We start from the raw sequence: 14,169 nt of genomic DNA, 5'->3' as shown, positions 1-14,169 counted from the left end.
CCGGGGGCCAGCACGATGGATATCGAGCTTCGCGGCATCACCAAGCGGTTCGGCGAGGTTGTCGCGAATGAGGGCGTGAACCTCTCCATCCGCGCCGGCGAAGTGCTGGGGCTGCTGGGCGAAAACGGCGCGGGCAAGTCGACACTGATGAACGTGCTCTGCGGTCTTTACCGCCCGAACGAGGGCGAGATTCTGATCGACGGGCAGGCGGTCACGTTCACCAGCCCGGCAGACGCGATCGCCGCCGGGATCGGCATGGTCCATCAGCACTTCATGCTGGTCCCGGTCTTCACCGTCGCTGAAAACGTCGTGCTGGGGGTCGAGCCGGTCGGGCGTCTTGACCGGCTGGACCGCGCGAAGGCCAGCGCCGAGGTCGCTACAATCAGCCGGAAATACGGGCTGGAAGTGGATCCCGACGCTCTGGTCGAAACCCTGCCCGTCGGCGTCCAGCAGCGGGTCGAGATCATCAAGGTCCTCTTCCGCGCCGCCGATGTCCTGATCCTTGATGAACCGACAGCCGTCCTGACCCCGCAGGAGGTCAAGGATTTCTTTGAAGTGGTCCGGGCGCTGCGGGATGCGGGCAAGGCGCTGGTCTTCATCACCCACAAGCTGAACGAGATCCTCGACATCTCCGACCGGATCGCCGTGATCCGGGGCGGACGCATCACCGGTGAGGGCCTGCCGCGCGACCTGACCCCGAAGTCGCTGGCCGAGATGATGGTGGGCCGGCCCGTCAGTTTCGACGTGGCAAAGGCACCCTTCAATCCCGGCCGCGCGCTGCTTGAGGTGCGCGACCTCACCGTCCTGCGCGACGACGACGCGGTCGCCGTCGATCACCTGAACCTGACGGTGCATAGCGGCGAGATCGTCGGCATCGCGGGTGTTCAGGGCAACGGTCAGTCGGCGCTTATTGAGGCGCTGACCGGCCTGCGCCGCGCGGCCGGTGGAACCGTGACCTATGATGGCACCGACATCACCCATGCCTCGGTCCGCGCCCGCCACAGGGCGGGCATCGCCCATATCCCCGAGGACCGGCAGAAGAGCGGCCTGATCCCGAAATTCACAGTTGCCGAGAACATGGTTCTGGACACCTATTACGACGAGCGGTTCAGCCGCGGCCCGTCGGTGATGTGGGACCATGTCGCCGAGAAGGCCGCGCAAGCCGTGCTGGATTTCGACGTGCGCACCCCGTCGGTCTATACCGCCGCCGGTCACCTCTCCGGCGGCAACCAGCAGAAACTGGTCGTGGCGCGGGAACTGTCGCGCGAAACGCTTCTAGCCATCGCCGGGCAGCCGACGCGGGGGCTTGATGTCGGCTCCATCGAATACATCCACAAACGGCTGGTCGAGGCGCGCGACACAGGGGACGGCGTGCTGATCGTTTCGTCCGAGCTGGACGAGATCCTGTCGCTCGCAGACCGGATTCTGGTGATGTTCAAGGGCCGCATCGTGGCCGAGTTCGACACAGGCGCAGGGCCGGTCGACAAGGGCGCCATCGGCCTGGCCATGGCGGGGGCGGCGGCATGAACGGGCGCAACATGAAGGATCTGCTCGAACGGCCGGTCTGGGGCCGGACCGAGGTCGAGGACATCGTGATCGTGCCGCTTTTCGCGGTGGTCGCCGCGCTGATCCTCGGCGCACTGACGATGCTGGCGACAAACGTGGACCTTGCCACGATCGGCCAATCCTATGTCGCTCTGGCGCGCGGGTCTGTCGGGTCGCTGAACGCGCTTTCTGAAACCCTGACCGCCGCGATTCCGCTGGTCCTTGCCGGACTCGGCCTCGCGCTTGGGTTCCGGGCGGGGCTTTTCAACATCGGGGCCGAGGGGCAGCTGCTGATGGGCGGCATGGCGGCGGTGATCGCCGGGTTCTCCCTGTCGGGCCTGCCCGCCGCGGTCCACCTGCCCATCGCGCTTCTGGCAGGCGCGCTGGCGGGGGCGTTCTACGCCTCGATCGCCGGATGGCTCCGCGCGGCCACCGGCGCGCATGAGGTGATCTCGACCATCATGCTCAATCTCATTTCCTACCGGCTTTTGGACTACCTGCTGCGCATGCCCGCGATCCAGAAGGAAGGGCGCGCCGATCCGATATCGAAATCGGTACCCGAGGCCGCCGAACTGCCGCGCCTGCTGAGCTTCATCGACCCCAACCTGCGCGTCCATGCCGGTGTCTTTCTGATGCTGGCCATGGTCGCGCTGATCTGGTGGGTGCTCTTCCGCTCGCGCATCGGGTTCGAATTCCGCGCCAGCGGCGAAAGCGCCGATGCGGCGCGCTATGCGGGTATCCGCGCCGGGCTGGTCATCGTGCTGGCCATGGGAACGGCCGGGGCGCTTGCCGGTCTTGCCGGGGCCAATCAGGTACTGGGCGTCCTCGGCCGCGCGACACCGGGATTTTCCGCTGGGATCGGCTTTGACGCCATCGCGGTGGCACTGCTGGGCCGGTCGCATCCGGTGGGTGTCCTCTTTGCCGGCCTTCTTTTCGGCGCGCTGGAGGCCGGGGGGCGGCAGATGCAGGTCGATGCGGGCGTCTCCATCGACCTGATCGGCATCATTCAGGCGCTGATCATCGTTTTCGTCGCCGCCCCCTTGCTGGTCCGCGCGCTCTTCCCGTGGGGGTTCCGCAAACCCGAATCCGGAGGGCCGAAGACATGACCGCCGCGACCGACCTTCCACAACAAACAAAGCTCGACACCGGGCGCGAGCGGCAGGCGCGTATTGCCGGGATCGTCCTGATCGTGCTTGCGGCACTCGTCCTCTTTGCCTTCGTGCCCGATGCCACGGGCCACGCGACCTTCCGCCTGTCACGCCCGACCGATGCGCTGCCCCTGCCCGACCTTGCAGTGCCCGCGCAGCCTTTCCTCTACGCCGCCGCAGCGCTTCTCGGCTTTCTTGGGGCGCGGCAGTTCATCCGCGGCGGCGGGCGCTGGACCGCCCTGTCGCTGGGCTTCGGCCTTGCGCTGGCTGTCACGGCCTTTCTGGTCTGGGCGGCCTCGGGCAAGGCGTTTTCGCTGACCGGCATGTTGCAGGCGACGATGGTGCGGGCCGTGCCGATCGCGCTTGGCGGGCTGGCGGGCGTGCTGTCCGAACGGGTTGCGGTCGTGAACATCGCCATCGAGGGGATGCTTTTGGCCGGCGCCTTCACCGGCGCGCTCATGGGATCGCTCATTGGGGGTTTCGGCGGTCTCATCTCCGCGGTCGCGGTGGGCGGGCTCTTCGGCTTCATCCTCGCCGCCCTCGTCGTCACCTACCGCATGGACCAGATCATCGCGGGCGTGGTGATCAACCTCTTCGTCCTTGGCCTGACCTCCTATGTCAGCAGCCAGGTCTTTCAGGAATACCGGGGCCTGAACGACGCGCCGGTCTTCCGCGCGGTGAAGATACCGCTCCTGGGCGACATTCCCGTTCTCGGGCCGATGCTTTTCCAGCAAAACATCTTCGTCTACGGCGCGCTGATCATGGTCGGCGTCGCGACCTATTACCTCTTTTACACGCGCCATGGCCTCCGCGCCCGCGCGGTCGGCGAGCACCCGAAAGCCGCCGATACGCTGGGGATCGACGTCTACCGTTCGCGGTATATCAACGTCACGCTGGCGGGCATGGTCGCAGGGTTCGGTGGGGCGTGGTTCACGCTCGGCGCCGTTGGTCGCTTTGACGAGGGCATGACCGGCGGGCGTGGCTTCATCGGGCTCGCCGCGATGATCTTCGGCCGCTGGCACCCGGTCGGCGCGCTCGCTGCCGCGCTTGTCTTCGGATTCGCGGATTCGCTTCAGCAGAAACTCGCGCTGCTGCAGACGCCGATCCCGTCCGAATTCCTCGCCATGGCGCCCTACATCGCCACCATCGTCGTCGTCGCCGGCCTGATCGGCCGCGCCCGTGCGCCTGCCGCCGACGGCAAACCCTATGTGAAGGAATAGAGGCCCGGATGACCAAGGACCACATAACCAAGCCCGAGGAGATCAGGCGCCAAGCCAACATGACCGACTATGACGCGGCGCGCGCAGAATCCACCTGGGACGTGGCGCAGGGCCTGATTGACGGACTGCCGGGCGACAAGCTGAATATCGCGCATGAGGCCATCGACCGCCATGTCGCAAACGGGCATGGCGAACAGACCGCGTTGCGCTGGATCGGCAAGGACGGCGCGCGGCGGGATTTCACCTATGCTGACCTGCAACAGCAGACCAACCGCTTCGCCGGCGTCCTTCGCGCTCAGGGTCTTGCTAGCGGCGACCGTGTCTATGCCCTGATGGGCCGCACGCCCGACCTTTATATCGCCGCGCTCGGCACTTTGAAGGCGGGCTGCGTCTTTTGCCCGCTTTTCTCCGCCTTCGGGCCCGAGCCGATCCATGCCCGGATGGAGATCGGCGGCGCCAATGCGCTGATCACGACCGCGCGGCTCTACAAGCGCAAAGTCGCGGGGCTGCGTGACCGGCTGCCCGAGTTGCGGACCGTGTTCCTGACCGATGGCGAGGCGGATGGCTGCGCCACGCTGCCGCCTCTGATGCAGGCCGCGCCGGACCGCTTCGCGACCGAGGCGATGGACCCGGAGGACATGGCGCTACTCCACTTCACCTCCGGCACGACGGGCAAACCCAAGGGCGTCGTCCATGTTCACGAGGCGGTCGTGGCCCACAACATGACAGGCAGGATCGCGCTCGACCTAAGGCCCGGGGACATCTACTGGTGCACCGCCGATCCCGGCTGGGTCACCGGCACCTCCTACGGAATCATCGCGCCCCTGACCAACCGGGTCACCATGATCGTCGATGAGGCCGAGTTCGATGCAGGCCGCTGGTACGACATCCTTGAGCGCGAAGCTGTGACGGTCTGGTACACCGCGCCGACCGCGATCCGCATGCTGATGAAAGCCGGGGCGGAGGCGGTCGAAGGGCGCGACCTCTCGGCCTTGCGCTTCATGGCAAGCGTCGGCGAGCCTCTCAACCCCGAAGCGGTGGTCTGGTCCAACGAGGTCTTTAGCCGACCGTTCCATGACAACTGGTGGCAGACGGAAACCGGCGGCATCATGATCGCCAACTATGCGTCGATGGATGTGAAACCCGGGTCGATGGGCAAGCCCCTGCCAGGGATCGATGCCGGGATCGTCGAGGTGACCGAGGCGGGCGCGACCGAGGTCACGACACCCGGCACCATCGGCGAACTGGCGTTGCGCCCCGGCTGGCCCTCGATGATGCGCGGCTACCTGCATGAAGAGGCGCGGTACAAAAAGTGCTTCCGCGATGGCTGGTACCTCTCGGGCGATCTCGCGATGCGTGATGCCGAAGGTTATTTCTGGTTCGTCGGCCGTGCCGACGACCTGATCAAGAGCGCCGGGCACCTGATCGGACCCTTCGAGGTGGAAAGCGCGCTGATCGAGCATGAGGCCGTGGCCGAAGCGGGCGTGATCGGCGTGCCGGACGAAACCGCGGGCGAACTGGTCAAGGCCTATGTCGCGCTGAAGCCGCGCTTCGAGCCGACCGAAGATCTGAAGCTCGACCTGCTTGGCCATGCCCGCAAACGCCTTGGCCCCGCCGTGGCCCCCAAGGACATCGTCTTTCGCAAGAACCTGCCCAAGACCCGCAGCGGCAAGATCATGCGCCGGCTTCTGAAGGCGCGCGAACTTGGCCTGCCGGAAGGCGATATCTCGACCCTTGAAAGCGATGAACAATGACCGTCACCAGCGAAAAACCCCGCCTAGACCACACCCATGTCCGCGACCTTCTGAAGGCGATGATCCGCATCCGCCGGTTCGAGGACAAATGTGCCGAGCTTTACACACAGCAGAAGATCCGCGGTTTCCTGCACCTTTACGACGGCGAGGAAGCGATAGCAGTCGGGGTGATCCCGCTCTTGGAGGACAAGGACCGGCTGGTCGCCACCTACCGCGAACACGGGCATGCGCTGGCGCGGGGCGTGCCGATGGGCGCGGTTCTGGCCGAGATGTACGGCAAGGCCGAGGGTTGTGCCGGCGGGCGTGGCGGGTCGATGCACCTTTTCAGCCGGGATCACAACTTCTACGGCGGCAATGCTATCGTCGGCGGCGGCCTGCCTCTGGCCACCGGCCTCGCGCTTGCCGACCGGATGCAGGGCAGCGATGCCGTCACCGCCTGCTTTTTCGGTGAAGGCGCGGTGGCCGAGGGCGAGTTTCACGAGGCGATGAACCTCGCCGCCCTCTGGGGTCTACCGGTCCTGTTTGTCTGCGAAAACAACGGCTATGCGATGGGCACGGCTTTGGCGATATCCGAGGCCGAGACCGATATCAGCGTCAAGGCGCGCAGTTACGGCATCGAAAGCAGCGTGGTGGACGGCATGGACGTCGTCGCCGTCGAGGCCGCCGGGCGCAAGGCGCTGAAGGCCATCGCCACCACCGGCAAACCGCAATTCCTGGAATGCCGCACCTACCGCTTTCGCGCGCATTCGATGTTCGACGCCCAGCTTTACCGACCAAAGGAAGAGGTCGAGGAATGGCGCGCGAAGGGGCCCATTGTGCGGTTCCAGACCTGGCTGCTGGAGAACGGTCTGTTGCATGAAAATGAGGTCACCGCGCTGATCGCCGAAGTCGACGCCGAGATTTCAGAGGCGGTCGCCTTTGCCGAGGCGGGTCAGGACGAACCCATCGCCGATCTGACCCGCTTCGTCACGGCGCCCGACAGGCCCGACCCGCCGGTCATGGAACCGCCCGGAAAGACGATGACGACGACCTACCGCGAGGCCGTCAAGGCCGCGATCACCGACGCGATGGAGCGCGATGACCGCGTCTTTCTGATGGGCGAGGATGTCGGGCGTTACGGCGGGTGCTATGCTGTCTCCAAGGGGCTTCTCGACCGCTTCGGCCCCGACCGCATCCGCGACACGCCACTTTCCGAATCCGGCTTTACCGGGGCTGGCATAGGGGCCGCGATCGCGGGCATGCGGCCGATTGTCGAGGTAATGACGGTCAACTTCTCGCTTCTGGCGCTCGACCAGATCCTGAACACGGCGGCCACATTCCGGCACATGTCGAACAACCAGTTTGGCGTGCCCGTCGTGATCCGCATGGCAACCGGCGCGGGGCGGCAACTGGCCGCGCAGCATTCCCATTCGCTGGAAGGCTGGTACGCCCATATCCCCGGCCTTCGTGTTCTTGCCCCCGCTACGCTGGAAGACGCGCGCGGCATGCTCTGGACCGCACTTCAGGACCCCGATCCGGTCCTGATCTTCGAAAACGTCATGCTTTATAACCGCGAAGGGGATCTGGCCGAAAACGCCGGACCCGTCGACATCGACCGCGCCGCGATCCGGCGCGAGGGCACGGATGTTTCGCTCATCACCTATGGCGGATCGCTCTGGAAGACGCTCGATGCCGCCGAGGCGCTGGCGGCGGATGGCATCTCGGCCGAGGTGATCGACCTGCGCACGCTCCGTCCGCTCGACCTGCCGACAATCCTGACATCGGTCAGCAAGACACGGCGCGCCGTAATCGTCGATGAGGGCTGGAAGACCGGCAGCCTTGCCGCCGAGATCGGCATGCGGCTGGCCGAAGAAGCGTTCTGGGAGCTTGACGCACCACTTGCCCGGGTCTGCAGCGCCGAAGTGCCGATCCCTTACGCCGCACATCTTGAACAGGCAGCGATCCCGCAGACTGATCGGATCGACGAAACCGTCAGAGCGGTGATGGAGGCAAAGCCATGAGCGCGTTTCTCATGCCCTCGCTCGGCGCGGATATGGAGGCCGGAACCTTGGTGGAACAACTGATCAGCCCTGGAACGGACGTACATCGCGGCGACATCATCGCGGTTGTCGAGACCCAGAAAGGCGCCATCGAGATCGAGGTGTTCGAGGATGGCAGGCTCGAGAACTGGCTGGTGCAGATCGGTGAAAAGGTCCCGGTCGGAACGCCGCTCGCGATGATCCGGGCGCAGGGTGAACCCGAGACGCCGCAACCGCAGGACCCGGTGCCAAAGCCGCCACCGCCCGAAGCGCCGCCTCGTCCGGAGCCCCTGCCGCAGCCACCCGGCCCTGAACTGCCCCCGCCGGAGCTGCCGCAACCGGACCAGCCCTTTCCGGAACTGCGCGCCCGCGCCTCGCCCGCCGCACGGCGGTTGGCGGCGCGAACCGGCATCGACCTCAGCACCATCTCGGCAAGGGCAGACGGCACCATCCGCTATGCCGACGTGCAGGCCCGGCCCCGCCAATCCGGTATGCCCGACATGCGTGCCGCCATCGCGGCGGCGATGGCACGGTCGAAGCGGGAGATCCCGCACTACTACCTCTCGCACCAAAGCGACCTGAGCGCGCTCGAGGGTTTCGTCGCACGGACCAATGCCGGCCGCGCGCCTGAAGACCGGCTCGTCCCCGCCGCCCTGTACGTCAAGGCAGTTGCCCGCGCGCTTCGCGACTATCCGGAATTCAACGGCACCTACACCGAAGATGCATTTGCACCGTCTGATGCCGTCCATGTCGGCCTTGCCATCAACCTGCGCGGCAAGGGGCTGGTCGCGCCCGCCTTGTTCGACACGGGTGAAAAGGATCTCGACACGCTCATGTCCGACATGCGCGACCTTATCGCCCGCACCCGCGCCGGGCGGTTCAAGGCGCGTGAATTGTCGGACGCGACGATCACCCTGACCAGCCTTGGCGACCGCGGCGTCGACGGGCTCTTCGGCGTGATCTACCCGCCGCAAGTCGCCATCGTCGGGATCGGCACCCCGCGTACTGCGCCTTGGATCGCGGATGGTGCGGTCGTCGCCCGACCCGTCACCACGCTCACCCTCGCCGCCGACCACCGCGTCAGCGACGGCCACCGCGGTGCGCTCTTTCTGCGCGCCATCGACACCCATCTGCAAAGGCCCGACACGATATGACCCGCGATAGCATCGAACAGATCCTGACCGCCGAACTCGCCACGATTGCCCCGGACATCGACATGAAAGATGTCGACCGCAGCCAAGACCTCCGCGAGGAGTTCGATATAGATTCCATCGACTTCCTGAACCTCGTCACCGCGCTTGCGAAACGCTTCGGGCTTGAGATGCCCGAGGCCGACTATCCGCAGATGGACACGTTCGACCATCTGTGCGACTACCTCGTCGCCAAGACCGGCTAGTGTGGTGGCAACGCCCCCTCTGCCTCGGCGACGTTGCGCTTGACCTTCAGGAAACTGTCCGGTGTGACTGAGATGCTGTCGATCCCCAGCCCGACCAGACTTTGTGCGAAGGCCGGGTCATTGCTGGGCGCCTGCCCGCAGAAACCGACCTTCGATCCGGCCTTGTGCGCCTCGCGGATCACCGTGCGGATCATCCACATCACCGCCGGATCGCTTTCGCGGAAAAGCGGCGCGAGGATCTCTGAATCGCGGTCCACGCCCAGCGTCAGTTGCGTCAGGTCGTTCGAGCCGATGGAGAACCCGTCGAACCGTTCGGCGAATTCGGCGGCGAGCACGACGTTTGACGGGATTTCGCACATCACATAGACCTCAAGTCCCTTACGGCCGCGCTTCAGCCCGTTCTCGGCCATAACCTTCAGCACCCGGTCGGCCTCGTCCGGCGTACGGCAGAAGGGGATCATGACGATGACATTGTCGAACCCCATCTCCTCACGCAGCCGCCGGATCGCCCGGCATTCCAGCGCGAACCCCGCGCGGTAACGGTCGGAATAGTAGCGCGACGCGCCGCGAAACCCGATCATCGGGTTTTCCTCCTCGGGCTCGAACTGACGCCCGCCCAGAAGGTCGGCGTATTCGTTGGTCTTGAAATCCGACATCCGGACGATGACCGGCTTCGGATGGCAGACGGCGGCGATCCGCGACAGGCCGCGCGCGAGGTGATCGACGAAATACTCGGCCCTGTCTGCATAGCCCCGCGTCAGATCGGCAATCGCCTTGCGTGCGTCGGGATCGGTCAGCCGATCGTATTCGACCAGCGCCATCGGGTGGACCTTGACCGACGAATTCACCACGAATTCCATCCGCGCAAGGCCCACCCCGTCCACCGGCAGCCGCCACCAGCGGAAGGCGGCGGCGGGATTGGCGAGGTTCAGCATGACGCCGGTGCGGGTCTTCTCGATCCCGGCCAGGTCCTGTTCCTCCACGGTTATCTCTGCGTGTCCCTGATAGACGAATCCGTCCTCGCCCTCCGCGCAGGAAACGGTGATCTCCTGCTGATCATGCAGCACATGCGTGGCCTCGCCGCAGCCGACGATGGCGGGCAGGCCAAGCTCGCGGCTGACGATGGCAGCATGCGAGGTGCGCCCGCCATGATCGGTTACGATCGCGGCGGCGCGCTTCATGATCGGCACCCAATCGGGGTCAGTCGTCGAGGTGACAAGGACCGATCCGTCGACAAAACGATCGATCTCTGCCGCCGTCTCGATCAGGCAGACCTGGCCATTGACCGCCGCATCGCCGACACTGAGACCGGAGAGCAGCCTGGGCCCCGTCTTCGCCACCGCATAGGATTTCAGCGACCCGGCCGTGCGGCGCGACTGAACCGTCTCGGGCCGCGCCTGCACGATGAACAAGTCGCCGGTTTCTCCGTCCTTTGCCCATTCCATATCCATCGGCTGACCGTAGTGATCCTCAATGACCTTGGCCTGACGCGCCAATGTCAGGATCTCGTCATCGCCGAGAACGAACGCTGCCCGCTCGGCTTTCGACGTCGGCACGTTCCGGGTCTCGCCGCCGGACGCGCCGGCATAGATCATCTTCTTTTCCTTCGCCCCCAGACGCTTTTCAAGGATCGGGACCAGACCGCGCTTGCCGAGGAACGGTTTGAAGACCTGATACTCATCCGGGTTGACCGCGCCCTGCACAACATTCTCGCCCAGCCCCCAGGCGGCATTGATCAGCACGACCTTGTCGAATCCCGTCTCGGTGTCGATGGAGAACATCACCCCCGACCCGCCCAGATCGGCCCGTACCATCTGCTGCACGCCGACAGACAATGCCACCTTGTCGTGGTCAAAGCCCTTGATCTGCCGGTACGTGATCGCGCGGTCGGTGAAGAGCGAGGCGTAACAACGCCGGCATGTGGCCAGAAGTGCCTCCTCGCCCCGCACGTTCAGAAAGGTCTCCTGCTGACCAGCGAAACTCGCATCCGGCAAGTCCTCGGCCGTGGCGCTGGAGCGGACGGCGACCGCAGGTTCGGCAGTGCCGGTGCCGTCCGCCAGATCGCGATAGGCCCTGCGGATCGCCTTCTCCGTGTCGTCTGGCCAATCTCCATCGACGATCATCCGGCGGATCGCGTCACCCGCCTCGTGCAGTTTCAACTTTCCCGCGTTCAACTGGGCGAGGCGGTTGGCGATCTTCGGACCCAAATCGTTTGCCGCAAGGAAGTCGCGGTATGCGAATGCGGTCGTGGCAAAACCCGGTGGAACACGAACGCCTTTCGCCCCCAGTTCACGGACCATTTCGCCGAGCGAGGCATTCTTGCCGCCGACGAGGGCAATGTCGTTACGCGTTACGCTGTCCAGATTGCGCACGTGGCGGTCATCGGTTTTCATTGCATCCTCCAGATCAAGCGCCCGCACGATTGTCACCGGATCTTCACCGCCACGGACTGATTTCGCTCAACTCGGCGGGTCGATCTGACCGGCGGTTTGGGCGCGTGCGATTATCTTGTGACCACCAACGGCCCAAACCGGATGAGGGGGGCCGCAGCACACCGGTGTTGGCGGCAACCAGCGAAGATCTGGAACCGGCTCAGTAGGATGCCGTCAGAATACGCTGTTCCGGAGTAGCACTCGACGCCCATGACCGCCGTACATAATCCGCAATGTCGGAGCTGTCAGAGGCGTATACGCCGCAGCCGCGCAGGGCCGCGCGCAGGTTCGGGTTGCGGCCCAGAAACTGCCAGACGACGTGGGTTGCAACGATATCGTGCGACCCTTCCGGTGCGATCCCGAGGACCAGACCCGGCAGGAACGTCGGCGCGGCGTATTCAGAGGCTATGAGCATCGTGGACCAGAAGCTGCGCCCCATGCCGTATTCCCGCTCCTGGATGATCAACCGGTTATGCGCCTCGATGGCGACGCCGCTAAACCGAAGGGGGGACGGCACGGCGAATTCCTCATCGCCATGGCGTTCGATGGTTTTTGACAGCCAGCGATTGTCAGCTCGGTAGAGGCGGCACAGGGCGCGTAGGATATAGTCCCGGTCCGGGTCCGGGCTGAAATGCACATAGTAGTAGCCTTCGTGCCGCTCCAAAAGCTGGGCCGATGTGGTTCCGTGATCGACAAGACGCTCAAGCTGTAGTTCGAAACGGTTCTGGGCTGGTCCAAGACGGGGCGGCCTGAGGCGGACGAGAGACGCGAATTCGCGCGGTGGCATCAGGATTTCCCCCTCGTCCACGCCGAAGAAATCGCAGATCCGCCGAAGGGTGGACAGTGAGGGCTGGGTCTGGCCGCTGAGATACTTGTTCATCTGCTGCCGGTTCAGGCCGATCCGCCGACAGATCTCGGATACGGAATCGCCATAGCTGCAGAGAAGCCGAAGATTCTGCGGGAGATTACTGTCGCTCATATATGCTCTTTTATGCTCTTTCGCTTCATCTGGCATAAAAACTTGCGTCAAATCAACTTTCTTTCTGACATTGTCCGGTCCTATCCTTCGTTCACCTCGACCTCAGAAAAGGCCCCGACCATGACCCCAACTGTTCGCCTGATCGTATCGACGGCCCTGGCCACAGCGCTCCCGATGACCGCCCTCGCAGACACGCTGCGCATCGCCATTCCGGCCGATCCAGGCTATCTCGATCCGGCCTATGCGGGGTCCAGCTCGGAATGGATATTGATCGACAACCTCTACCCCCGGCTTGCGAAATACGTCGCCGGGGACGAATGGACGGTCGAACTCGAAGCGGCAAAGTCGGTCGATCTCTCGGACCCGGCCAATATCGCGTTCGAGCTGAAGTCCGGCATCATGTGGTCGGGTGGTTACGGCGAACTGACAGCAGAGGATGTGGAATACTCCTACGAACGCCACGCCAATCCCGATCTGGAAAGTGCGCTGGCACCGGAATACGCGCTGCTGACCGATGTGGAGGTGACGGGCAAATATACCGGCATCATCCATCTGGCCAAACCGTCGCCCAGCTTCTGGTCGGCGACGATGACCTATGGCACGGGCGCCATCGTGTCCAAGGCCGCGGCCGAGGCGTCGGGTGGCTATTTCGAGGCGACACCGGTAGCCACGACCGGCCCCTACAGGTTCAGGAGCTTCGAACCGGGCCAGTCGATGGTGCTGGAAAAGGACCCTGACTGGACCGGTGCCCCCGGCGCCTTCGATGAGATCAAGCTGATCGCAATCCCCGACGACAATGCCGCGCGCGTCGCGTTCGAGGCGGGAGAGGTCGACTATGTCTCGGGCGTCTCGGCACTGGAATTCGACAACTGGTCGGCCAGTCCGCCGCGCGGCGGACAGGTGGCGCTCAAGCAGTCCATCGACCCGCTTTGGCTGGGGATTTCCGAAACCCATCCAGCGCTGTCTGACATCCGCGTCCGTCATGCGATCCAGAAGGCGATCGACATTCCGACGATCCTTCAGGCCACCTCGAACGGCCACGCGAAACAGGCCCCCGGCATCGTCGCCCCGGGCCTGCCCGGCTACCGCGAGGGCAAGCTGATCGAGCGCGATGTCGAAGGTGCGAAGGCACTGATCGCCGAGGCGGGGGCCGAGGGCACGGTGATCCGTCTTGACTACGTCAACACCGCCAACCGCGCGGCCATTGCCCAGATCATGCAGGCGAACCTCGCCGAGATCGGCCTGACGGTCGAGTTGAACGGGCAGGACGAGGGCACATTCTGGGCCGTGGACGAGGAACGCGCCAAGGACCTGCAACTGCACGTGAAAAGCTGGTTCGGCAACCCGGACGGGCTTTACACGCTGCAATGTTTCATCTCCGATCAGGTCGGCGTCTGGAACTGGGAAGGGCTTGCCGATCCCGACTATGACGCGCTGGTCGAAAAGGCGCGCGAGACGGTGGACGAAGGCGGCCGCGCCGCGATCTATGTCCAGCTTCAGGACATGCTGGAGGACAGCGGCGATTTCCTCTTCCTCACCCATGAACCGCTGACCGTGCTCTGGCGCGATGGGATCGTGCCGGGCAGCCTGCCCGATGGTCGGCCCGTCTTCGGCGCCTTCGCCAAAACGGTAAACTAGGCGATAACGGGGGCGGGCACTTCCGCCCCCGACCCTGAC

Annotated in this window: 10 protein-coding genes; 8 read left to right on the top strand and 2 right to left on the bottom strand. The window is 64.8% G+C overall.

Going from position 1 to position 14,169, the window contains the following annotated elements; translation table 11 throughout:
* Positions 1–15: 15 nt before the first annotated feature.
* The 7 genes from OEZ71_RS15465 to OEZ71_RS15435 are packed head-to-tail and all read left to right on the top strand — an operon-like array spanning position 16 to position 9,081.
* Positions 16–1,527, top strand: coding sequence for an ABC transporter ATP-binding protein (locus OEZ71_RS15465; RefSeq protein WP_263740926.1), 1,512 nt, complete (start codon positions 16–18; stop codon positions 1,525–1,527).
* Entirely contained in the window at positions 1,524–2,651 is a 1,128-nt protein-coding gene (locus OEZ71_RS15460) for an ABC transporter permease (RefSeq protein ID WP_263740925.1), read from the top strand. The genes OEZ71_RS15465 and OEZ71_RS15460 overlap by 4 nt, the downstream gene beginning before the upstream one ends.
* Positions 2,648–3,913, top strand: coding sequence for an ABC transporter permease (locus OEZ71_RS15455; protein ID WP_263740924.1), 1,266 nt, complete (start codon positions 2,648–2,650; stop codon positions 3,911–3,913). The genes OEZ71_RS15460 and OEZ71_RS15455 overlap by 4 nt, the downstream gene beginning before the upstream one ends.
* An 8-nt stretch (positions 3,914–3,921) precedes the next feature.
* Positions 3,922–5,667 (top strand): acetate--CoA ligase, encoded by a 1,746-nt coding sequence (acsA, locus tag OEZ71_RS15450; protein WP_263740923.1) that lies wholly within the window; start codon positions 3,922–3,924, stop codon positions 5,665–5,667.
* Positions 5,664–7,667: a pyruvate dehydrogenase (acetyl-transferring) E1 component subunit alpha gene (gene pdhA / locus OEZ71_RS15445; protein ID WP_263740922.1), complete on the top strand. Its 2,004-nt coding sequence runs from the start codon at positions 5,664–5,666 to the stop codon at positions 7,665–7,667. The genes acsA and pdhA overlap by 4 nt, the downstream gene beginning before the upstream one ends.
* Positions 7,664–8,839: a dihydrolipoamide acetyltransferase family protein gene (locus tag OEZ71_RS15440; protein ID WP_263740921.1), complete on the top strand. Its 1,176-nt coding sequence runs from the start codon at positions 7,664–7,666 to the stop codon at positions 8,837–8,839. Before pdhA ends, OEZ71_RS15440 begins: the two co-directional genes overlap by 4 nt.
* The gene (locus OEZ71_RS15435; RefSeq protein ID WP_263740920.1) at positions 8,836–9,081 is read left to right on the top strand and encodes an acyl carrier protein; all 246 of its coding nucleotides are present in this window, start codon (positions 8,836–8,838) and stop codon (positions 9,079–9,081) included. Before OEZ71_RS15440 ends, OEZ71_RS15435 begins: the two co-directional genes overlap by 4 nt.
* Here the strand turns inward: OEZ71_RS15435 and ppsA are convergent.
* Positions 9,078–11,474 (bottom strand): phosphoenolpyruvate synthase, encoded by a 2,397-nt coding sequence (gene ppsA, locus OEZ71_RS15430; protein ID WP_263740919.1) that lies wholly within the window; start codon positions 11,472–11,474, stop codon positions 9,078–9,080. The two genes, OEZ71_RS15435 and ppsA, sit on opposite strands and share 4 nt — an antisense overlap.
* A gap of 199 nt (positions 11,475–11,673) precedes the next feature.
* A complete protein-coding gene (locus OEZ71_RS15425; protein ID WP_263740918.1) occupies positions 11,674–12,492 on the bottom strand; it encodes a helix-turn-helix domain-containing protein in 819 nt (272 codons plus the stop codon).
* A 174-nt stretch (positions 12,493–12,666) separates the two neighbouring features.
* On the opposite strand from OEZ71_RS15425, the gene OEZ71_RS15420 reads away from it, so the two are divergent.
* Entirely contained in the window at positions 12,667–14,130 is a 1,464-nt protein-coding gene (locus tag OEZ71_RS15420; RefSeq protein ID WP_263740917.1) for an ABC transporter substrate-binding protein, read from the top strand.
* Positions 14,131–14,169 lie beyond the last annotated feature (39 nt).

Source organism: Albidovulum litorale (genome assembly GCF_025751495.1).
In the GTDB taxonomy this organism is placed as follows: Bacteria; Pseudomonadota; Alphaproteobacteria; order Rhodobacterales; family Rhodobacteraceae; genus Albidovulum; species Albidovulum litorale.
Note: the sequence above shows the minus strand (reverse complement) of the source record. Positions and strands in the feature narration are given on the sequence as shown.